The sequence below is a fragment of the Streptomyces sp. NPDC022552 genome (assembly GCF_055561875.1).
On the sequence record NZ_JBVHGJ010000012.1, the window covers coordinates 213,188 to 232,882 of the forward strand.

Consider the following 19,695-nt stretch of genomic DNA (forward strand, 5'->3'; position numbering starts at 1 on the left):
GAGGGAGCCATGCCCGAAGGAGACACCGTCTGGCGGGCCGCCCGCCGTCTGCACGAGACGCTGGCGGGCCGTGTCCTGACCAGGTCCGATCTGCGGGTGCCCCGCTTCGCCACCGCCGATCTCACCGGTCGGTCCGTCCTGGACGTGACACCGCGCGGCAAACACCTTCTGACCCGGTTCGAGGGCGGGCTGACGCTCCACTCGCATCTGCGGATGGACGGCTCCTGGCGTGTGTTCGCCACCGGCGAGCGCTGGCGTGGTGGACCGGCGCACCAAATCCGGGCGATCCTCGGCAACACCGAGCACACCGCCGTCGGTTATCGCCTCCCGGTCCTGGAGCTGATCCGCACGGCCGAGGAGCAGAGCGTCGTCGGCCATCTGGGCCCGGATCTCCTCGGCCCGGACTGGGATCCGGCGGAGGCCGTCCGCCGGCTCACCACCGACCCCGGCCGCTCCCTCGGCGAGGCCCTGCTCGACCAGCGGAATCTCGCGGGCATCGGCAACGTGTACAAGTCGGAGCTGGCGTTCCTGGCCGCCGTCACACCCTGGCTCCCGGTCGGCGAGCTCGCGCCCGGCGTCCCCGAGCGGCTCGTCGCCACGGCCCACCGCCTCCTGGAGGCGAACAAGGACCGTACGGACCGGCGCACGACCACGACCCGCCATCCCACCCACCACCTCTACGTGTACGGACGTGAGAACCGGCCCTGCCTGCGCTGCGGCGCCCCCGTCCGCCGCGCCGAGCTCGGCGACCGGGTCACGTACTGGTGCCCCGGCTGCCAGCAGGGCCCGTCCCGCCCCGCAGAATCCCGGGGCGGCCCCTCAGCCGAATCCGGACCCACTAATTGACGGACCGTCAGATCCGGTCGTACGGTCCCGTCATGGCCCTCACCGCGTACGACCTCACCGGACGCACCGCCTTCGTCACCGGCGCCGCGAGCGGAATCGGCCGCGCGTCGGCCGCGCTCCTCGCCCAGGCGGGCGCCACCGTCCACTGCGCGGACCGCGACGAACTCGGCCTCCGCGAGACCGCGAAACTCGTCCTGGAACAGGGCGCCACCGCGCACACCCACGTCCTCGACGTCACCGACCGCACCGCTCTCGCCACGGCCGTCGCGAGCGCGGGCCCGCTCCACACCATGGCGGCCATCGCCGGGATCATGCATACGAGTCCGGTCCTGGAGACCCTCGACGAGGACTTCGACCGTCTTCTGGCGGTCAACTTCAAGGGTGTGCTGTACGCCTGCCAGGAGGCGGCCCGCTCGATGATCGCGACCGGAACTCGCGGCTCCATCATCACGATGGCCTCGGGAGCCATGGACACCGCGAGCCCGGGCCTGCTCTGCTACAGCGTCACCAAGGCCGCCGTCGTCCAGCTGACCAAGACGCTGGCCACCGAGGTCGGCCCGCACGGCATCCGGGTCAACGCGATCGCCCCCGGCTGGATCCGCACCCCCATGACCGACCGGCACGAACCGGCCGCTCAGGAGCAGGCGGAGGCGGCCATGACCCGCCACTCCCCCCTGGGTCGGGTGGGCGAACCGGAGGACATCGCACACGCGGTCCTCCACCTCGCGTCCGACGCCGCCTCCTTCACGACGGGTCAGATCCTCCGCCCCAACGGCGGCGTCGCGATGCCGTGGTGACCTGCGCACCCCCTGTGCCCTCCCGGGCCCGTCCGGCGTCCCCCCGAACGCCCCGAACGCCGTGCGGACCGGTGGCGCCCGCCCGCCGGGCGCGCACCCCTCCACCCGCGGCGGCGGACGCCGTCACATGCACCGGCAGCAGACTCAGCCCCCAGCCACCGGCCGCGACCGCCCCCTCCACCAGCCCCGCCTGATCGGGAACCAGCACCAGTCGCAGCACCGCCCACCACCACAGCCCGCCGGCCACCAGCCCGCCCGCCATCCACGCGAGCGTCACCAGCGGAACCCGTCGCCGTACCATGGCCGCCTCCTGCGGTCGACGCTAGACCGGCCGTATCACCCGGCGGGAGGGCGCACCGGAGGCAGACCCGGCGCACGAAGCGCACAACGCGGGCGCCACGCTAGGCGCTCTCGGCCTGGAACATCCACGCGTGCTTCTCGAGGTCGGCGGTGAGCCCGATCAGGATGTCCTGGGTGACCGGATCCGGTTCGTCCGTGGCTCCGATCCGTTCCCGCATCCGCGCGATCACCGCGACCAGGGCGTCGACCAGGATCTTCACGGCCTCGGTGTCCTTGATCCAGCCGGCCGGGACGTCACCGATGGCGCTTCCGGAGGCGACCGAGGCGGCCCTGCCGTCAGGGTTGACACCGACTGCGGAGGCGCGTTCGGCCACCACGTCGGAGTGCTGACGTGCGGTGACCACGACCTCGTCGAGCTGCAGATGGACCGAGCGGAAGCGCGGTCCGACCACGTTCCAGTGCACCTGCTTGGCCACGAGACCCAGGTCGACGAGGTCGACCAGCGCTCCCTGCAAGGCATCGCCGACCGTCTTCCGGTCGGCCTCGGACAGCGAACTCTTCACGACGGACATACGTGTTCTCCAACCAGTCGTACGTTCCCCCACCATGGCACGCATGACCGAAATCGGGCATCTCAAACCCGTCTGCACGAACCCGTCGAAACGCCCTCAACAGCACTAAAGCCCCGGTGGATGCCCACAAGGGACACCCTCCGGGGCCTTAGCCCACTTGGCGTCAGGCAGCGACGACGTCCACCGCTTCCGCGGGCGCCTTGATGGTCACCCGCTCGGTGGGCACACCTGCCACCGACGTCACCGACACCGAATTGAGCATCGGGCGTACCGGCGCAGGCACCGGTTCGCTCGAGGCTGCCGACTCGGCCAGTTCGGCCAACGACAGCTCGTCGCTCACTTCGCGCATGAGCTCGGACATCCGTACGTCCAGCGCGTCGCAGATCGCGGAGAGCAGCTCGGAGGAAGCCTCCTTCTGCCCCCGCTCCACCTCGGAGAGATAGCCGAGCGAAACTCGGGCGGACGAGGAGACTTCGCGCAGAGTACGGCCCTGGCGCTGGCGCTGCCGACGCAGCACGTCACCCAACAGGCGACGGAGCAGAATCATCGGTGGCTCCCTCCTCGGACCGCGTAGCCGCATCCTTCACGCCCCACCGTACCGCCTCGCGCTGCGGCCGTGCGGGGAGCGATGTCGTGTTCACTCAGGGCTGCAAACATCAATTCCCCCCGTTCTGTTCCGTATCCTGTGCCCGCCCATTTCCCGAGAGTTCGTCGCCGAGCAGCTCCAGCACGCTCCGTACGCTCTCTCTACGGATTTCCGCACGGCCGCCGTTCAACCGCAACGCGGCCACTTTCCCGGCACCGACGGGCCCCGCCACCGCCACGTACACGGTGCCGACGGGCTGTCCGTCCTGCGGTTCGGGCCCGGCCACTCCGGTCGTCGCGACTCCCCAGTCGGCGCCGAGCCGGAAGCGGGCACCCACCGCCATCTGCAGCGCGACCTCGGGATCGACCGCTCCGCGCTCCGCCAGGAGGGTCTCGTCGACCTGGAGAAGATCCCGCTTGAGGGCCGTTGCGTACGCCGTGACGGACCCGCGGAACGATTGCGATGCTCCGGGTACGGAAGTGAGCTCCGCGGCCACCAGACCGCCCGTGAGGGACTCCGCGGCAGCGAGGGTCTGACCACGCTCCGCAAGCAGCTCCAGCACCCGGGCGGCCGTGTTCATCGCGCCGACCCCGCCGCAGGCCCCTTCGCGGACGCGTCCGAGGCCTCGGGCACACCGGCCGTCTCGTCCGCGGGCGCCGCCGCGGGCCCCGGCATCGACCCGTTCGCCTCCGCCGCCGGCCCCGCCTCAGGCCGCCTACCGGCCCCAGAAGCCCCAGAGCCAGAGGCCGCAGAGGTCCCGGAGGCCGCTCCCGGAGCCCCCGCGGCCCGTTCCGCCGCCAGTCCCCTGCGCCGCAGGACGATCGCCTGTCGCACATAGTCCAGGCCGGTGACGACCGTCAGCACGACGGCCACCGCCATCACCCAGAAGCGCAACGTGGCAAGTGGACCGGTCAGCACCAGCACGTACATGCCGACCGCCGTGCCCTGCGCCAATGTCTTCATCTTGCCGCCGCGGCTGGCCGGAATCACCCCGTGCCGGATCACCCAGAACCGCATCAGCGTGATCCCGAGCTCCCGCGCGAGGATGACGACCGTCACCCACCAGGGCAGATCACCGAGCGACGACAGACAGATCAGTCCGGCCGCCATGATCGCCTTGTCGGCGATCGGGTCGGCGATCTTCCCGAAGTCCGTGACCAGGTTGTACGTCCGCGCCAGATGCCCGTCGAAGATGTCCGTGATCATGGCCACGGCGAACGCCGCCCAGGCCCAGGCGCGCCAGACCGGGTCGTGCCCGCCGTCCTGGAGGAGCAGCAGTACGAAACCGGGCACCAGCACCAGGCGGATCATGGTGAGGATGTTGGCGATGTTCCACAGGCTGGCCTGGTTGACGGCCGCAGAGCCCAGCTTGCCGCCGGGCGCGGGCCTAGCGGTCCCGCCCGCCGCGGATGCCGGGGCTCCCGTCATCTGCCCGCCTCCTCGAAAAGACACTCGGCCACCAGGTCGACGCCTTCCGTCCCCACGACCTTCGCCTCGACCATACGGCCCGGAACCAGGCCCAGGCGCGCGGCGGAGTCCGCGGTGAGGACGACCTGGCCGTCCGTCTCGGGCGCCTGATGGGCCGCGCGGCCGATCACGCCGTCCTCCTCGTCGATCGATTCGACGAGTACTTCCAGGGTCTCTCCGATTCGCTCCTCCGCACGCTGGGCGGTGAGCTCCTCGGCGAGCCGGGAGAGGTGGGCGAGCCGCTCGTCCACGACCTCCTGGTCGAGCTTCTGCTCGTACGTGGCGGCTTCGGTGCCGTCCTCGTCGGAGTAGCCGAAGACGCCGATGGCGTCGAGCCGCGCGTGCGTGATGAAGCGTTCCAGCTCGGCGAAGTCCGCCTCGGTCTCGCCGGGGAAGCCCACGATGAAGTTGGACCGGGCGCCGGCCAGCGGGGCCTTGCCGCGGATCGTCTCCAGGAGCTCCAGGAAGCGGTCGGTGTCGCCGAAGCGGCGCATGGCCCGCAGCACGGCCGGCGCACTGTGCTGGAAGGACAGGTCGAAGTACGGGACGACCTTCTCGGTCGAGGTCAGCACGTCGATCAGGCCGGGCCGCATCTCGGCGGGCTGGAGGTAGCTGACCCGGACCCGCTCGATGCCGTCGACGGCCGCGAGGTCGGGGAGCAGGCTCTCCAGGAGGCGGATGTCGCCGAGGTCCTTGCCGTACGAGGTGTTGTTCTCGGAGACCAGCATGACCTCCTTCACACCCTGCTCGGCGAGCCAGCGCGTCTCGTTGAGGACGTCGGAGGGACGCCGTGAGACGAAGGAGCCGCGGAAGGACGGGATGGCGCAGAAGGAGCAGCGGCGGTCGCAGCCGGAGGCGAGCTTCACCGAGGCGACCGGGCTGGTGTCCAGGCGGCGCCGCAGCGGGGCGCGCGGCCCGGAGGCCGGGGCGAGGCCGTCGGGAAGGTCGGTCGGTACGTTCTCGGGCGCCTCGACGGCCACGGCGCCGTGGCCGGGGAGGGCCACGTCGGCGGCGGCCTGCTGGCGCTCCACCGGGGAGAGCGGGAGCAGCTTGCGGCGGTCGCGCGGGGTGTGGGCCTCCACGCTGCCACCGCTGAGGATGGTCTGGAGGCGGTTGGAGATGTCGGAGTAGTCGTCGAAGCCGAGCACTCCGTCGGCTTCGGGCAGGGCCTCGGCGAGCTCCTTGCCGTACCGCTCGGCCATGCAGCCGACGGCGACGACGGCCTGGGTCTTGCCGTGATCCTTCAGATCATTGGCTTCGAGGAGGGCGTCGACGGAGTCCTTCTTGGCGGCTTCGACGAATCCACAGGTGTTGACGACGGCGACATCGGCGTCCTCGGCGTTCTCGACGAGCTCCCAGCCGTCCGCTGCCAAGCGGCCTGCGAGCTCCTCCGAGTCCACCTCGTTACGGGCGCAGCCAAGAGTGACAAGGGCGACGGTACGGCGTTCGGGCATGGACTCAAGACTACTTCGTCCCGGCCGTACCCCCGCCGCGCAGGGTTCACCTGCGCGACGGCCGCCCGGAAGGTCATCCGGACTCGGGGGCGCCCTTGGTGTACGAGAGCCGCTCGACGGCGCCCGACTCGAACTTCTCTTCGATCTTCTTGCCGTTCACGAAGAGCTCGATCGGGCCGGCGTTGCCCAGGATCAGGTCGACGCGCTCGTCGTCCTGGAAGGTCTTGGACTCGCCCTCGAGCAGGAGCCCGTCGAAGAGCAGCTTGCCGTCGCTGGCCTTGGCGCTGATCCAGCTCTTGTCGTCGATCGCGGTCAGCTTGACCGTGACCTTGTCCTTCGGGACCGCCGCGATCGCGCTCGGCGCCGGCTTGGTGCCGGGGGTCTTGGTGGGCTTCGTGGTGGGGCTGGTGGTCTTCTTCTCCGGGGCCGGTCCCTCGGCGACCGCGCCGGCCCCTCCCTGGGTGTCGTTGCCGCTGAACATGGTGAAGCCGACGAAACCGACGACGGCGACGATCGCGGCCACCATCGCCGCGGTCCAGTTGGGGCGACGCGGCTCGGGGCGGATGCGTTCCGCCTCGAAGAGCGGCGCCGCGGGCGTGGGCGCGGGGCGGCCGCCGTGCTCGGAGTCGTACTGCTCGATCAGTGGCGCCGGATCGATCCCGACGGCGCGGGCGAGCGTGCGGATGTGCCCGCGGGCGTAGACATCGCCACCGCAGCGCGAGAAGTCGTCCTCCTCGATCGCGTGCACGATCGGGATGCGGACCCGCGTGGAGGCACTGACCTCGTCGACGGTGAGACCGGCGGCGATCCGGGCCTGCTGGAGTGCACGACCGATCGAATCCCGGTCGTCTGCCGGGAAGTTCCGGTCGTCTTCGGGGGATTCGGGGGAGTTGCCGATGGACACGAGAGCGCCTTTCGAGCGTGTAACCACCTGCTGGACGTTCAGTCTATGGGTGGTACGAAAGGGTGGGGCAACCGGGCGGACGCTGTTTGTACGCCATGAGGCTGGGACATCCTTCTGTCCCTCCCTCCAACTTGACGTACGAACAAGGGAAACGGTTGCCCACGTTCCCTTACGAGTGAGTCTCGACCCGGTCTCGTTCCGGCGCGCGTCAGTCCGCGGACCCCCCGCGGATCACGGCCAGCACCCCGTCCAGCTCGTCCGGCTTGACGAGCACGTCCCGTGCCTTGGACCCCTCGCTCGGTCCGACGATGTTCCGCGACTCCATCAGATCCATCAGCCGGCCGGCCTTGGCGAAGCCGACGCGCAGCTTGCGCTGGAGCATCGAGGTGGAGCCGAACTGGGTGGAGACGACCAGCTCGGCGGCCTGGCACAGCAGGTCGAGGTCGTCGCCGATCTCCTCGTCGATCTCCTTCTTCTGCTTGGTGCCGACGGTGACGTCGTCCCGGAAGACCGGGGCCATCTGGCCCTTGCAGTGCTGGACGACGACCGCGACCTCGGCCTCGGTGACGAAGGCGCCCTGCATACGGACGGGCTTGTTCGCACCCATCGGCAGGTACAGACCGTCACCCTTTCCGATGAGCTTCTCGGCTCCTGGCTGGTCGAGGATGACCCGGCTGTCGGCCAGCGACGAGGTGGCGAAGGCGAGCCGCGAGGGCACGTTCGCCTTGATCAGACCGGTGACGACGTCCACCGAGGGCCGCTGGGTGGCGAGCACCAGATGAATGCCGGCGGCTCGCGCCAACTGGGTGATACGGACGATCGCGTCCTCGACGTCACGCGGGGCGACCATCATCAGATCGGCCAGCTCGTCCACGATCACCAGCAGGTACGGATAGGTCTTCAGCTCGCGCTCGCTGCCCTCGGGCAGCTTGACCTTGCCGTTGCGGATGGCCTCGTTGAAGTCGTCGATGTGCCGGAAACCGAAGGCCGCCAGGTCGTCGTAGCGCAGGTCCATCTCGCGCACCACCCACTGCAGCGCCTCGGCGGCCCGCTTGGGGTTGGTGATGATCGGCGTGATCAGGTGCGGGATGCCCTCGTAGGCGGTGAGCTCGACCCGCTTGGGGTCGACCAGCACCATCCGGACGTCTTCGGGGGTCGCCCTTATCATCACCGAGGTGATCAGGCAGTTGATGCACGAGGACTTTCCGGAGCCCGTGGCACCGGCGACCAGGATGTGCGGCATCTTCGCCAGGTTGGCCATCACATAGCCGCCCTCGACGTCCTTGCCGAGCGCCACCAGCATCGGGTGGTCGTCGCCCGCCGCGTCCGCGAGCCGGAGCACGTCGCCGAGGTTGACCATCTCCCGGTCGGAGTTCGGGATCTCGATGCCGACCGCGGACTTCCCCGGGATCGGCGAGATGATCCGCACGTCCGGTGAGGCCACGGCGTACGCGATGTTCTTCGTCAGGGCCGTGATCTTCTCGACCTTCACGGCCGGGCCGAGCTCGACCTCGTACCGTGTGACCGTCGGTCCCCGCGTGAAGCCGGTGACGGCCGCGTCGACCTTGAACTCGGTGAAGACGTTGGAGAGCGAGTCCACGACGGCGTCGTTCGCGGCGCTCCGGGTCTTGCCCGGCCCACCACGCTCCAGCAGGTCCATCGAGGGCAGCGCGTACGTGATGTCGCCGGAGAGCTGGAGCTGCTCCGCGCGGGGCGGCAGCTCGGTGTGGTCGGGCGCGGGCTTGGTGAGGTCCGGTACGGCTCCGGGGACGCGGCCGGCCTGCGCGCCGCGCGCGGACGGCACCGGTGCGCCGGGTCGGCCCCCGGCGGCCTCGGCGGCCTCCGCCTCCGCGGCCTGGGCCTCGGCCGCGGTGGCCGCGACGGCGGCGGCGCGTTCGGCGGTGACGTCCCGGGTCAGACCGGCGACGAGCGGGGAGGGCGGCATGCCGTTGAGCACGGCGCCGTCGAGCGCGGCCGCGGCCGCCGCGGCGACGTCCACGGCGTCCATGGGCCGGTCGAAGGCGGGCTGCGCCGAGGGGCGGCGCGGGCGCCTGCGCCGGGTGAGCGCCTCCTCCTCCGCCTGGTCGACGTCGTACACCTGGTTCGCTCCGGCTGTGGTGCGCCGGGCGCGCGCGGCGGGCTGCGGGGCGGCCTCGCGCCAGTCCTCGTCGTACGCCTCCCCTTCGGCCTCGGCCTCGGGGTCGTACGCCGGTTCGACCAGACCGAGCTTGGCTCCGAGCCGGCGCAGGCGCTGCGGGATGGCGTTGACGGGCGTGGCGGTGACGACGAGCAGCCCGAAGACGGTGAGCAGCACCAGGAGCGGTACGGCGAGGACCTCGCCCATCATGAAGATCAGCGGCTTGGACGCGGCCCAGCCGATGAGCCCGCCGGCGTCCTGCATGGCCTCGGTGCCCTCACCGCGCCCCGGGGAGCCGCAGGCGATGTGGACCTGTCCGAGCACGCCGATGACGAGGGCGGAGAGACCGATGACGATCCGGCCGTTGGCCTCGGGCTTCTCCGGGTAGAGGATCAGCCGGATCGCCATGGCACCGACCAGCAGCGGCACGAGCAGGTCGAGCCGGCCGAACGCGCCGGTGACGAGCATCTCGACGAGGTCGCCGACGGGGCCGCGCAGATTGGACCAGGTACCGGCGGCGACGATCAGCGTGACGCCGAGCAGCAGCAGCGCCAGGCCGTCCTTGCGGTGGGCGGGGTCGAGGCCCTTGGCTCCGCGTCCTATGCCGCGGAACATCGCGCCCACTCCGTGCGCGAGGCCCAGCCAGAGACCGCGCGCCAGCCGGTACACGCCTCCGGTGGGGGACGGCGCGGGCTTGGGCGCCGCCTTCTTGGCGGGGGTCTTCTTCGCGGGTGCGCGCTTCGCGGGCGCGGCCTTCTTCGCCGCGGTCTTCTTCGCGGCGGGCTTGGCGGGCGACTTCGCGGGCGCCGCTTCCTTCGCGGCACCGCTCGTACGGCCGGCGCGCGGCTTCGCGGTGCCCGCCGTGCCCTGGGAACCCTTGCCGGACGTACGTGAGGCCATGATGCTGAGGTTACCGGTGTGAGCCGTGTCGGACACGTGCCCGTCCGGGCTCACCCGTTCGTGTCGAACGTACAGGGGCGCGAAACTGACGCCCGCTCACTGCGGGCGGTCACGGATTGACGGTGGGTCAGCTCTGCGAGGGCAGTACGGTCGGGCCGCCCGCGCCGGGCTCCAGGGCGTCCAGGGCCCGTCGCAGCCCGGTGAGCTTGCGCTCCAGGTGCGCGGCGGTGGCGACCGCGGCGGCGTCGGCCGAGTCGTCGTCGAGCTGCTTGGACAGCGCCTCCGCCTGCTCCTCGACCGCCGCGAGGCGGGCGGAGAGCTCGGCGAGCAGTCCGGCGGACTCCTTGGCGTGGCCTCCGTGACCACCGCCCTCCAGCTGGAGCCGGAGCAGCGCGGCCTGCTCACGGAGCTGGCAGTTCTTCATGTACAGCTCGACGAAGACCGAGACCTTGGCGCGCAGCACCCACGGGTCGAACGGCTTGGAGATGTAGTCGACCGCCCCCGCCGCGTAACCCCGGAAGGTGTGGTGGGGGCCGTGGTTGATGGCGGTCAGGAAGATGATCGGGATGTCCCTGGTCCGCTCGCGCCGCTTGATGTGCGCGGCGGTCTCGAATCCGTCCATTCCCGGCATCTGGACATCCAGCAGAATGACCGCGAAATCGTCGGTCAGCAGCGCCTTGAGCGCTTCCTCCCCGGACGATGCCCGTACCAGCGTCTGATCGAGCGCGGAGAGAATGGCCTCCAGCGCCAGCAGATTCTCCGGCCGGTCATCGACCAGGAGGATCTTGGCCTTCTGCACCATGCCCCGTCCTCCTCGCCCCGGCAACGGCTCTCCCCGACTCGCCGAGCCGGGGGTAGCACCGGGCGCCGCCCCAGAAGACGACTCCCATGCGCCGTCCGTCCTTGTGCCGGTCATGGTAGCCGCACCCCGCCTGTCGCCACACCCTGTCACCACGATGTCACTGTGCACGTAGCAGAAACGTGGTGAGAGACCAGAAGGTTCCCCGCATCCCGCCCTCTCACACGCCCGCGGCGACAGTCCGTCAACAACCCCCGGTTCCGTTTCCGCGCATCCACTCCTCCATCACCGAGAGCAGGTGATCGGGGTCGACCGGCTTGGTGACGTAGTCGGAGGCGCCCGACTCGATCGCCTTCTCCCGGTCGCCCTTCATCGCCTTCGCGGTGAGCGCGATGATCGGCAGCCCGGCGAACTGCGGCATCCGGCGGATCGCCGTCGTCGTCGCGTATCCATCCATCTCGGGCATCATGATGTCCATCAGAACGACCGTCACATCGTCGTGCTGCTCCAGCACCTCGATGCCCTCACGGCCGTTCTCGGCGTACAGCACCGCGAGGCCGTGCTGCTCGAGCACGCTGGTGAGCGCGAAGACGTTACGGATGTCGTCGTCCACGATCAGCACCTTCTCGCCGCCGAAGGTGAACGTGCGGCGCGGCGCGGCCTCCACACGGCCCTCCTCGGCCGCCTGCTCGGCCTGACCGGCCCGACCGGGCTGTCCCGGCAGCGCGGGCCGCTCCTCGAACCCGCTCTGCGCCGCCTTGCGCCGGTGCCGGAACAGCGCCCCGGCGCCGGAACGCAGGTCGGCCGCCATGGGCGCGGGCGCGAAGTGCGCCGCGGACTCGTCGACCGATCCGTCGTCCTGACCCGGCCGCTGGTCCACGGAGCCCGGCTCCCCCGCCCCGTACGGCGGCAGCTCGATGGGGTTCAGCGGCAGGTAGAGCGTGAACGTGGAGCCGCGGCCCGGCTCGCTCGCCGCGTAGATCTCACCGCCGAGCAGCCGCGCGATCTCCCGGCTGATGGAGAGCCCCAGACCCGTACCGCCGTACTTGCGGCTGGTCGTCCCGTCCGCCTGCTTGAACGCCTCGAAGATCACCCGCATCTTGCCTGCGGCGATCCCGATGCCGGTGTCCGTCACCGAGAAGGCGATCAGGTCGGCCTCCGGGTCGCGCAGCGAACCGGACTCCAGGAGCTGCTCCCGGATCGACTGGGGCACATCCGTCCCGGCGGGCCGGATGACCAGCTCCACCGCGCCCGAGTCGGTGAACTTCACCGCGTTGGACAGCAGGTTGCGCAGCACCTGGAGCAGGCGCTGCTCGTCGGTGTGGAGCGTCGCGGGCAGCTCGGGCGAGACCCGGACCGAGAAGTCGAGCCCCTTCTCCGCCGTCAGCGGCCGGAACGTCGCCTCGACGTAGTCGACGAGCTGGACGAGCGCGATACGGGTCGGGGAGACGTCCATCTTGCCCGCCTCGACCTTGGACAGGTCGAGGATGTCGTTGATCAGCTGGAGCAGATCGGAGCCGGCTCCGTGGATGGTCTCGGCGAACTCGACCTGCTTGGGCGAGAGGTTGTGGTCCGCGTTGTCGGCCAGCAACTTGGCCAGAATCAGCAGCGAGTTGAGCGGGGTGCGCAGCTCGTGCGACATGTTGGCCAGGAACTCGGACTTGTACCGCATGGAGACGGCGAGCTGTTCGGCCCGCTCCTCCAGGACCTGCCGGGCCTCCTCGATCTCGGTGTTCTTCACCTCGATGTCCCGGTTCTGCCGGGCGAGCAGTTCGGCCTTCTCCTCCAGCTCGGCGTTGGAGCCCTGGAGCTCCTTCTGCCGGTGCTCCAGCTCGGCCGAACGCTCGCGCAGCTGCTCGGTCAGCTCCTGCGACTGCTTCAGCAGCACCTCGGTCTTGGTGTTGACACTGATGGTGTTGACGGTGGTCGCGATCAGCTCGGCGAGCTGGTTGAGGAAGTCCCGCTGGATCTGGGTGAACGGCTGGAAGGAGGCCAGCTCGATGACGCCGAGGACCTTCCCCTCGAAGAGGACGGGGAGCACGATCACATGCGCCGGGGCGGCCTCGCCGAGCCCGGAGGAGATCTTCAGATAGCCCGGCGGCACATTGACCTGGATCGTCCGCTTCTCCTCGGCCGCCGTCCCGATGAGCGTCTCGCCGGGACGGAACGAGGTGGGCATGGAACCGGCGGAGTAGCCGTAACTGCCGCGCATCCGCAGCTCGTACGAGCCCTCACCCTGCCCGCCCAGTTCGGGGCTGCCCGTCGAGGAGCCGGTCGGCAACGCCACGAAGAAGGCGCCGTGCTGCGCGGAGACGACCGGGGTCAGCTCGCTCATGATGAGCGAGGCGACGTCGTCCAGATCGCGCCGGCCCTGCATCAGACCGGAGATCCGGGCCAGGTTGCCCTTGAGCCAGTCCTGCTCCTCGTTGGCGAGGGTCGTGTCCCGCAGGTTGGCGATCATGGTGTTGATGTTGTCCTGGAGCGCCTGGATCTCGCCCGCCGCGTCCACGCCGTCGATCTTCAGGTTCAGGTCTCCGCGGGTCACCGCGGTGGCCACGGCAGCGATCGCGCGCACCTGACGGGTCAGGTTCCCGGCCATCTCGTTCACGGACTCGGTCAGGTCGCGCCAGGTGCCGTCGACGTCCCGGACCCGGGCCTGACCGCCCAGGATGCCCTCCGTACCCACCTCGCGGGCGACCCGGGTGACCTCCTCGGCGAACGAGGACAGCTGGTCGACCATCGTGTTGATGGTGTTCTTCAGCTCCTGGATCTCGCCGCGCGCGTCGATGTCGATCTTCTTGGTGAGATCGCCCTTCGCGATGGCGGTCGTCACTGCGGCGATCTGCCGCACCTGACCGGTCAGGTTGGACGCCATCGAGTTCACCGACTCGGTCAGGTCCTTCCAGGTGCCGGAGACACCCGGCACCCGTGCCTGGCCGCCCAGTTCACCTTCCGTACCCACCTCGCGGGCGACTCGCGTCACCTCGTCCGCGAAGGACGACAGGGTCGTCACCATCGTATTGACGGTGTCGGCGAGCTCCGCGACCTCGCCGCGCGCCTCGACCGTCACCTTCTTCGTCAGATCGCCGTTGGCGACCGCCGAGGAGACCCGGGAGATGTTCCGCACCTGACTCGTCAGGTTGTTCGCCATCAGGTTGACGTTGTCGCTCAGGTCCTTCCAGATGCCCGTGACCCCGCGCACCCGCGCCTGGCCGCCGAGGATGCCCTCGGTACCCACCTCACGGGCGACTCGCGTCACCTCGTCCGCGAAGTTGGACAGCTGGTCGACCATCGTGTTGACCGTCGTCACCAGTTCGAGGATCTCGCCCTTGGCGTCGACGGTGATCTTCTTCGACAGATCGCCCTTGGCGACCGCGGTCGTGACCTCGGCGATGTTGCGCACCTGACTCGTCAGGTTGTTCGCCATGAAGTTCACGGACTGGGTGAGGTCCTTCCAGGTGCCGGAGACCCCCTGCACCTCGGCCTGACCGCCCAGGATGCCCTCCGTACCCACCTCGCGGGCCACCCGCGTCACCTGCTCCGCGAAGCTGGAGAGCTGGTCGACCATGGTGTTGAGGGTGTTCTTCAGCTCCAGGATCTCGCCGCGCGCGTCCACGTCGATCTTCTGCGACAGATCACCGCGCGCCACCGCCGTCGCCACGCCCGCGATGTTGCGCACCTGCGCGGTGAGGTTCCCGGCCATGCCGTTCACCGAGTCGGTCAGATCGCGCCACACACCGGCCACGCCCGGCACCTGCGCCTGGCCGCCGAGCCGGCCGTCCGTACCCACCTCACGGGCCACCCGCGTCACCTGCTCCGCGAAGGCGGAGAGCTGGTCGACCATCGTGTTGATGGTGTTCTTCAGCTCCAGGATCTCGCCGCGCGCGTCCACGTCGATCTTCTGCGACAGATCACCACGCGCCACCGCCGTCGTCACCTGGGCGATCTGCCGCACCTGGGACGTCAGGTTGCCGGCCATGAAGTTGACGGAGTCGGTGAGCTCCTTCCACGTACCGGAGACACCGTCGACGCGCGCCTGACCGCCGAGGCGGCCCTCCGTGCCCACGTCACGCGCCATCCGCGTCACCTGGTCGGCGAAGTTCGAGAGCTGGGACACCATCGTGTTGACGGTGTTCTTCAGCTCCAGCATCTCGCCCGCGACATCGACGGTGACCTTCTGCGACAGGTCACCGTTGGCGACCGCCGTCGTCACCTGCGCGATGTCCCGCACCTGACCCGTCAGGTTGCGGAACGCCGTGTTCACCGAGTCGGTGAGGTCCTTCCACGTGCCCGCCGCGCCCGGTACATGCGCCTGGCCGCCGAGCAGACCCTCGACACCGACCTCGCGCGCGACCCGGGTCACCTCGGAACCGAACGCCGACAGCTGGTCGACCATCGTGTTGACGGTGTTCTTCAGCTCCAGCATCTCGCCCGCGACATCGACGGTGACCTTCTGCGAGAGATCACCGTTGGCCACCGCCGTCGTCACCTGCGCGATGTCCCGCACCTGCGTGGTGATGTTCCGGAAGACGGTGTTGACCGAATCGGTCAGGTCCTTCCAGGTGCCGGCCGCGCCGGGCACCTGCGCCTGCCCTCCGAGCAGACCCTCGGCGCCGACCTCGCTCGCCACCCGGGTCACCTCGTCGGCGAACGTCCGCAGCGTCTCGGTCATCTGATTGATCGTGTCCGCGAGCTGCGCGACCTCGCCGCGCGCGCTGACCGTGACCTTCTGCGACAGATCGCCGTTGGCGACCGCAGTCGTCACCTCGGCGATACCCCTCACCTGATTGGTGAGGTTTCCCGCCATCGTGTTGACGGAGTCGGTGAGGTCCTTCCACACACCGCCGACCCCGGCGACCTCGGCCTGACCGCCCAGCTCGCCCTCGGTACCCACCTCACGCGCGACCCGGGTCACCTCGGAGGAGAACGACGACAGCTGGTCCACCATCGTGTTGACGGTGTTCTTCAGCTCGAGCATCTCGCCGGCCACATGAACCGTGACCTTGTTGGACAGGTCACCCCGGGCCACGGCCGTCGTGACGAGAGCGATGTCACGTACCTGCGCGGTCAATCGGTACGCCATCGTGTTGACCGAATCCGTGAGGTCCTTCCACGAACCGGACATTCCACGCACCTGGGCCTGGCCGCCCAGAATGCCCTCCGTACCGACCTCCAGTGCGACCCTTGTCACTTCGTCGGTGAACGCGGACAGCTGGTCGACCAGGTTGTTCACCGTACGGGCGACCTTCAGGAACTCCCCGCGCAGCGGCCGGCCCTCGGGCCCCTCCGACCGCAGGTCCATCCGCTGACCCAGATCACCCTCGGCCACCGCCGAAAGGACCCGCCCCACCTCGGAGACCGGCCGCGTCATGTCGTCGACCAGCGCGTTCGCCGCCTCGATGGCCGCCAGCCAGGCGCCCTCGCTGGGCCCCGCCTCCAGCCGCTCGGACAGCTTGCCCTCACGCCCCACCATGCGCCGGACCCGTGACAACTCGCCGGTCAGATGCATCTGACGGTCGGCGACCTCGTTGAAGACGGCGGAGATCTCCGCCATCACCCCGTCACCGGACACGGTCAGCCGCTTACGGAAGTTCCCGTCCCGCATCGAGACCAGGGCAGCGAGCAGCCGATCCATGGCCGCCGCGTCCACCTGAACCGTCCCACCGCTCCGGGGCCGTCCGCCCTTTGCGCGCGTAGTGCCACCGCCGCGCCGCGCCGCCGTGCCAGACTCCACCGTGTCCCTCCCGAAGGGGTTGACCGTTCTGCCCGGGCAGTCACCACAAGCCTGCCCAGTGTTTCACCGCTGGCGAACCTGGCGATAACAGTTCGGCAGCTTCGCATAGCGTCCCCGCCCTCGGGGGACGGAAACAGCGGCGACCGGCATCCGCTCGGACAGCGAAGGTAAGTAACCTGGCATCCGGCTGTCCAACCGCCCCCGTCCGCCCGGCAGGGGCTGGGTGGCGCGAAACGACCACCGGGCAGCGGGAGGGGCAGGACCGACCATGGCGGAGCCGGGCGTCGAAACGCGTACGAGGAGTTCTGTGATCACCGCGCGGGCGGCTGCCACCTTCGACCCCGTCGGGCGGTCCGTCGCGACCGCCCGCGCCTTCGTCCGGGACACCCTCCAGGGCTGGGGATACGCCGAGGTCGTCGACGACGCCGTCGTCCTCACCAGCGAACTCGTCACCAACGCCGTCATCCACGCCGGCACGGCGGCGGACGTCCTCTGCCTGCGGAGCGAGGACGGAATCCGCGTCGAGGTCGCCGACCGCTACCCCGAGCGCGAGATCCCCGTCCAAGGGGGACGCACCCTCGCCCACCCGGACCGCGAGAACGGCCGGGGCCTGCTCCTGTGCGCCGCCCTCGCCACCCGCTGGGGCGTCGAGTACACCCCCACGCACAAGCGTGTCTGGTTCCAGCTCGACCTTCCCGAGCGCACGATCGGCACCCGCTCCGCCGGACCGGTCCTGCCGGACGCCCTGCTCCCCACCGCCGACAGCCGCGTCCGCGTCGCCGTCGCCCAGATCGACCGCGGCGGTGCCATCACCGCGTGGAACGAGGACGCCGAGGAACTCTTCGGCTACGCCGCTGAACACGTCACCGGCAAGCCGCTCGGCGACCTCGCCGCCTGGCCCCACACCCCCGGCATCAGCACCGGCCTCGCCGAGGCCCTGCGACTCTCCCGCTGGGAGGGCAGCTACGGCATCCGCTGCGCCGATGGCCGTGTCATCCCCGTCTACGCCTCCCATCTGCGCGTCCGCGACACCGCCGGCGAACCCTCCACGGTCTGCCTGCTCGTACGGGAGTACGAGCGCGCCATTCTCCAGACCCCCCAGCGCCCCGCCGTCTCCGACGGGGGCGCCGAGAGCCGCGCCACGGACCCCTTCGAGGTCTTCATCGGCTCCCCGGCCCCCGACGACCTCGACGGCCTCCTCCAGCGGACAGTCGAGCGCGCCCGCGACATGCTCGACGGCGACGCCGCCTTCCTCCTGCTCGCCACCGACGACGAGACCGAACTGGAGGTACGGGCGACCACCGGCCTCCCGTCGGCCCGCCAGCGGTTCGCCCGCGTCCCCGTCGAGACCGGCGCAAGCCGTTACGGCTCCGCCCGGATGCCCGCGGTCCACGAGGACCTGGCCGCGGTCCCCGGCGCCGTCCCTCTCCTCGAAGGCACCGGCATGCGCTCCGTCGTCACCGTGCCGCTCAAGGTGGAGGGCCGGCTCACCGGCTCCCTCGGCGTCGCCGCCGAAGGCTCCAACCGCTACTCCAACGAGGAGGCCCTGCGCCTCCAGTTCGCGGCCGACCGCATCGCGCTCGCGGTCGAGTCGGCCCGCCTCGGCGAGCTCGAACGGCTCCGCCGCGGCTCCCTCAGCTTCCTCGTCGAGGCCTCCGACCTGCTGGCCGGCACCCTCGACCGCGACCAGACGCTGGCCCTCATGGCCCAGATGACCGTCCCGACGCTCGCCACCTGGTGCGCCGTCTACACGATCGCCGACCAGGCCTCGGACCCGTACCTCTCCTACGTTCTGCACGAGGACGAGGACCGCATCGACGGCCTGAAGGCTCTGCTGTCCTCGATCGCCCCGCCCGACCCGGTGCCCACTCTCGGCGCCCGCGTCTGGTCCGCGCCCGGCGAGGCCGCCCACCGGGCCGCCCTCTCCACCTCGATGCGCGAACTCGGCCACGGCAGCGGCCCGTTGTCCTCCGGCATCGACACCACGCTCGCCACGGCCGCCGTGGTCGGCGGCGAGACGGTGGTCCTGCCCCTGGTCGCCCGCAACCGCGTCATCGGCATGCTGACCCTCGGCAAGCCCTCCGACGACCACTTCCGCCAGGAGATCCTGGAGCTCGCCGAGGACCTCTCGCGCCGCGCCGCCCTCGCCCTGGACAACGCCCGCCTCTACTCGGAGCGCATGGCGATCAGTCAGTCCCTGCAGCGCAGCCTGCTGCCGCCCGGCCTCCCCCAGATCGACGGAGTCGAGGTCGAGGTCATCTACCGGGCCGCCGGCGAGGGCAACGAGGTCGGCGGAGACTTCTACGACCTCTTCCCCATCCGCGACAACGCCTACGGCTTCGCCATCGGCGACGTGTGCGGTACGGGACCGGAAGCGGCGGCCGTCACGGGCCTCGCCCGGCACGCCCTGCGTCTGCTGGCCCGCGAGGGCTTCGGCGGCCCCGCGGTCCTGGAGCGCCTCAACGCCGCGATCCTCGACGAGGGAGCCCGCAGCCGCTTCCTGACGCTGCTGTACGGGGAGATGTGGCCGCAGGAGGACGGTTCCGCGATCCTGAAGGTCGTCTGCGCCGGCCACCCGCTGCCGCTGCGCCTCCGCCAGGACGGCACGGTCGTCCCGGCCGCCGACCCTCAGCCCCTCCTGGGCGTCCTGGACGACCTGGAGCTGTACGAGCAGACCATCACCCTCGAACCGGGCGATGTCCTGCTCTGTGTCACCGACGGCGTCACGGAACGCCGCGAGGGTACGAGGATGCTCGGTGACGACGGCCTGATCGAGGTCCTCAAGACCTGCACGGGCCTCACGGCCGGCGCGGTCGCCGCCCGCATCCTGCGCGCGGTCGAACGCTTCGCCCAGGAGCCCGCTTCGGACGACATGGCGATCCTGGCCATGCGCCTCCCGGAGCCCCTCGACACGAACTGACAGAAGGGTCCCCGCCACGAAGGTGGCGGGGACTTTTCTGCTTGCTCGGGAGCACAAAACAAAGAAGGCCCCCGCCATGAGGCGGGGGCCTTCTTCTGTTTCACTGGAGCCCTTTAACGGAATCGAACCGTTGACCTTCTCCTTACCATGGAGACGCTCTACCGACTGAGCTAAAAGGGCGGGAGTTCGGCGGCGTCCTACTCTCCCACAGGGTCCCCCCTGCAGTACCATCGGCGCTGAAAGGCTTAGCTTCCGGGTTCGGAATGTAACCGGGCGTTT

The 19,695-nt window shown here is 70.1% G+C and carries 13 protein-coding genes, 1 tRNA gene and 1 rRNA gene; 3 read left to right on the top strand and 12 right to left on the bottom strand.

All coding sequences use genetic code 11. From position 1 onward, the window contains the following. Window positions 1-9 precede the first annotated feature (9 nt). Window positions 10-846, top strand: coding sequence for an Fpg/Nei family DNA glycosylase (locus ACZ3OF_RS27820; RefSeq protein ID WP_467307439.1), 837 nt, complete (start codon window positions 10-12; stop codon window positions 844-846). A 32-nt stretch (window positions 847-878) separates the two neighbouring features. Beyond that, window positions 879-1,643 (top strand): SDR family NAD(P)-dependent oxidoreductase, encoded by a 765-nt coding sequence (locus ACZ3OF_RS27825; protein WP_361680749.1) that lies wholly within the window; start codon window positions 879-881, stop codon window positions 1,641-1,643. Here ACZ3OF_RS27825 and ACZ3OF_RS27830 read toward each other — a convergent pair. The 10 genes from ACZ3OF_RS27830 to ACZ3OF_RS27875 form a co-directional block, all read right to left on the bottom strand. Next, a complete protein-coding gene (locus ACZ3OF_RS27830; RefSeq protein WP_361680752.1) occupies window positions 1,591-1,944 on the bottom strand; it encodes a hypothetical protein in 354 nt (117 codons plus the stop codon). The two genes, ACZ3OF_RS27825 and ACZ3OF_RS27830, sit on opposite strands and share 53 nt — an antisense overlap. Window positions 1,945-2,044: 100 nt before the next feature. Next, window positions 2,045-2,515 (bottom strand): Dps family protein, encoded by a 471-nt coding sequence (locus tag ACZ3OF_RS27835; RefSeq protein WP_361680755.1) that lies wholly within the window; start codon window positions 2,513-2,515, stop codon window positions 2,045-2,047. Between the two features lie 163 nt (window positions 2,516-2,678). Then, on the bottom strand, window positions 2,679-3,062 hold the full coding sequence (locus tag ACZ3OF_RS27840) for a helix-turn-helix domain-containing protein (protein ID WP_030495036.1): 384 nt from the start codon (window positions 3,060-3,062) through the stop codon (window positions 2,679-2,681). Window positions 3,063-3,171: 109 nt separating this feature from the next. Next, window positions 3,172-3,681 (bottom strand): CinA family protein, encoded by a 510-nt coding sequence (locus ACZ3OF_RS27845; RefSeq protein ID WP_361680758.1) that lies wholly within the window; start codon window positions 3,679-3,681, stop codon window positions 3,172-3,174. Continuing rightward, window positions 3,678-4,529: a CDP-diacylglycerol--glycerol-3-phosphate 3-phosphatidyltransferase gene (gene pgsA, locus ACZ3OF_RS27850; protein ID WP_467307442.1), complete on the bottom strand. Its 852-nt coding sequence runs from the start codon at window positions 4,527-4,529 to the stop codon at window positions 3,678-3,680. The genes ACZ3OF_RS27845 and pgsA overlap by 4 nt, the downstream gene beginning before the upstream one ends. After that, window positions 4,526-6,022, bottom strand: coding sequence for a 30S ribosomal protein S12 methylthiotransferase RimO (gene rimO, locus ACZ3OF_RS27855; RefSeq protein WP_467307444.1), 1,497 nt, complete (start codon window positions 6,020-6,022; stop codon window positions 4,526-4,528). Before rimO ends, pgsA begins: the two co-directional genes overlap by 4 nt. Window positions 6,023-6,095: 73 nt before the next feature. Next, window positions 6,096-6,926, bottom strand: coding sequence for a helix-turn-helix domain-containing protein (locus ACZ3OF_RS27860; protein WP_361680766.1), 831 nt, complete (start codon window positions 6,924-6,926; stop codon window positions 6,096-6,098). Between the two features lie 208 nt (window positions 6,927-7,134). Continuing rightward, complete coding sequence (locus ACZ3OF_RS27865) at window positions 7,135-9,963, bottom strand: DNA translocase FtsK (protein ID WP_467307446.1); 2,829 nt, start codon at window positions 9,961-9,963, stop codon at window positions 7,135-7,137. Between the two features lie 127 nt (window positions 9,964-10,090). Next, the gene (locus ACZ3OF_RS27870; protein ID WP_361680772.1) at window positions 10,091-10,765 is read right to left on the bottom strand and encodes a response regulator; all 675 of its coding nucleotides are present in this window, start codon (window positions 10,763-10,765) and stop codon (window positions 10,091-10,093) included. Between the two features lie 241 nt (window positions 10,766-11,006). Beyond that, window positions 11,007-16,496 (bottom strand): HAMP domain-containing protein, encoded by a 5,490-nt coding sequence (locus ACZ3OF_RS27875; protein WP_467307448.1) that lies wholly within the window; start codon window positions 16,494-16,496, stop codon window positions 11,007-11,009. A 268-nt stretch (window positions 16,497-16,764) separates the two neighbouring features. Between ACZ3OF_RS27875 and ACZ3OF_RS27880 the strand changes: the two genes are divergently transcribed. Beyond that, window positions 16,765-19,416, top strand: coding sequence for a SpoIIE family protein phosphatase (locus ACZ3OF_RS27880; RefSeq protein ID WP_467307450.1), 2,652 nt, complete (start codon window positions 16,765-16,767; stop codon window positions 19,414-19,416). Window positions 19,417-19,520: 104 nt separating this feature from the next. Here ACZ3OF_RS27880 and ACZ3OF_RS27885 read toward each other — a convergent pair. Both ACZ3OF_RS27885 and rrf read right to left on the bottom strand, forming a co-directional pair. Then, window positions 19,521-19,596 (bottom strand) — tRNA-Thr (locus ACZ3OF_RS27885). A 4-nt stretch (window positions 19,597-19,600) separates the two neighbouring features. Continuing rightward, a 5S ribosomal RNA gene (rrf, locus tag ACZ3OF_RS27890) occupies window positions 19,601-19,695 on the bottom strand; the annotation flags it as partial.

Excerpts from the sequence above, each read along its gene's own strand:
- ACZ3OF_RS27820 (WP_467307439.1), top strand. The coding sequence starts at position 10 with ATGCCCGAAGGAGACACCGTCTGGCGGGCCGCCCGCCGTCTGCACGAG.
- ACZ3OF_RS27825 (WP_361680749.1), top strand. The coding sequence starts at position 879 with ATGGCCCTCACCGCGTACGACCTCACCGGACGCACCGCCTTCGTCACC.
- ACZ3OF_RS27830 (WP_361680752.1), bottom strand. The coding sequence starts at position 1,944 with ATGGTACGGCGACGGGTTCCGCTGGTGACGCTCGCGTGGATGGCGGGC.
- ACZ3OF_RS27835 (WP_361680755.1), bottom strand. The coding sequence starts at position 2,515 with ATGTCCGTCGTGAAGAGTTCGCTGTCCGAGGCCGACCGGAAGACGGTC.
- ACZ3OF_RS27840 (WP_030495036.1), bottom strand. The coding sequence starts at position 3,062 with ATGATTCTGCTCCGTCGCCTGTTGGGTGACGTGCTGCGTCGGCAGCGC.
- ACZ3OF_RS27845 (WP_361680758.1), bottom strand. The coding sequence starts at position 3,681 with ATGAACACGGCCGCCCGGGTGCTGGAGCTGCTTGCGGAGCGTGGTCAG.
- pgsA (WP_467307442.1), bottom strand. The coding sequence starts at position 4,529 with ATGACGGGAGCCCCGGCATCCGCGGCGGGCGGGACCGCTAGGCCCGCG.
- rimO (WP_467307444.1), bottom strand. The coding sequence starts at position 6,022 with ATGCCCGAACGCCGTACCGTCGCCCTTGTCACTCTTGGCTGCGCCCGT.
- ACZ3OF_RS27865 (WP_467307446.1), bottom strand. The coding sequence starts at position 9,963 with ATGGCCTCACGTACGTCCGGCAAGGGTTCCCAGGGCACGGCGGGCACC.
- ACZ3OF_RS27870 (WP_361680772.1), bottom strand. The coding sequence starts at position 10,765 with ATGGTGCAGAAGGCCAAGATCCTCCTGGTCGATGACCGGCCGGAGAAT.
- ACZ3OF_RS27880 (WP_467307450.1), top strand. The coding sequence starts at position 16,765 with ATGGCGGAGCCGGGCGTCGAAACGCGTACGAGGAGTTCTGTGATCACC.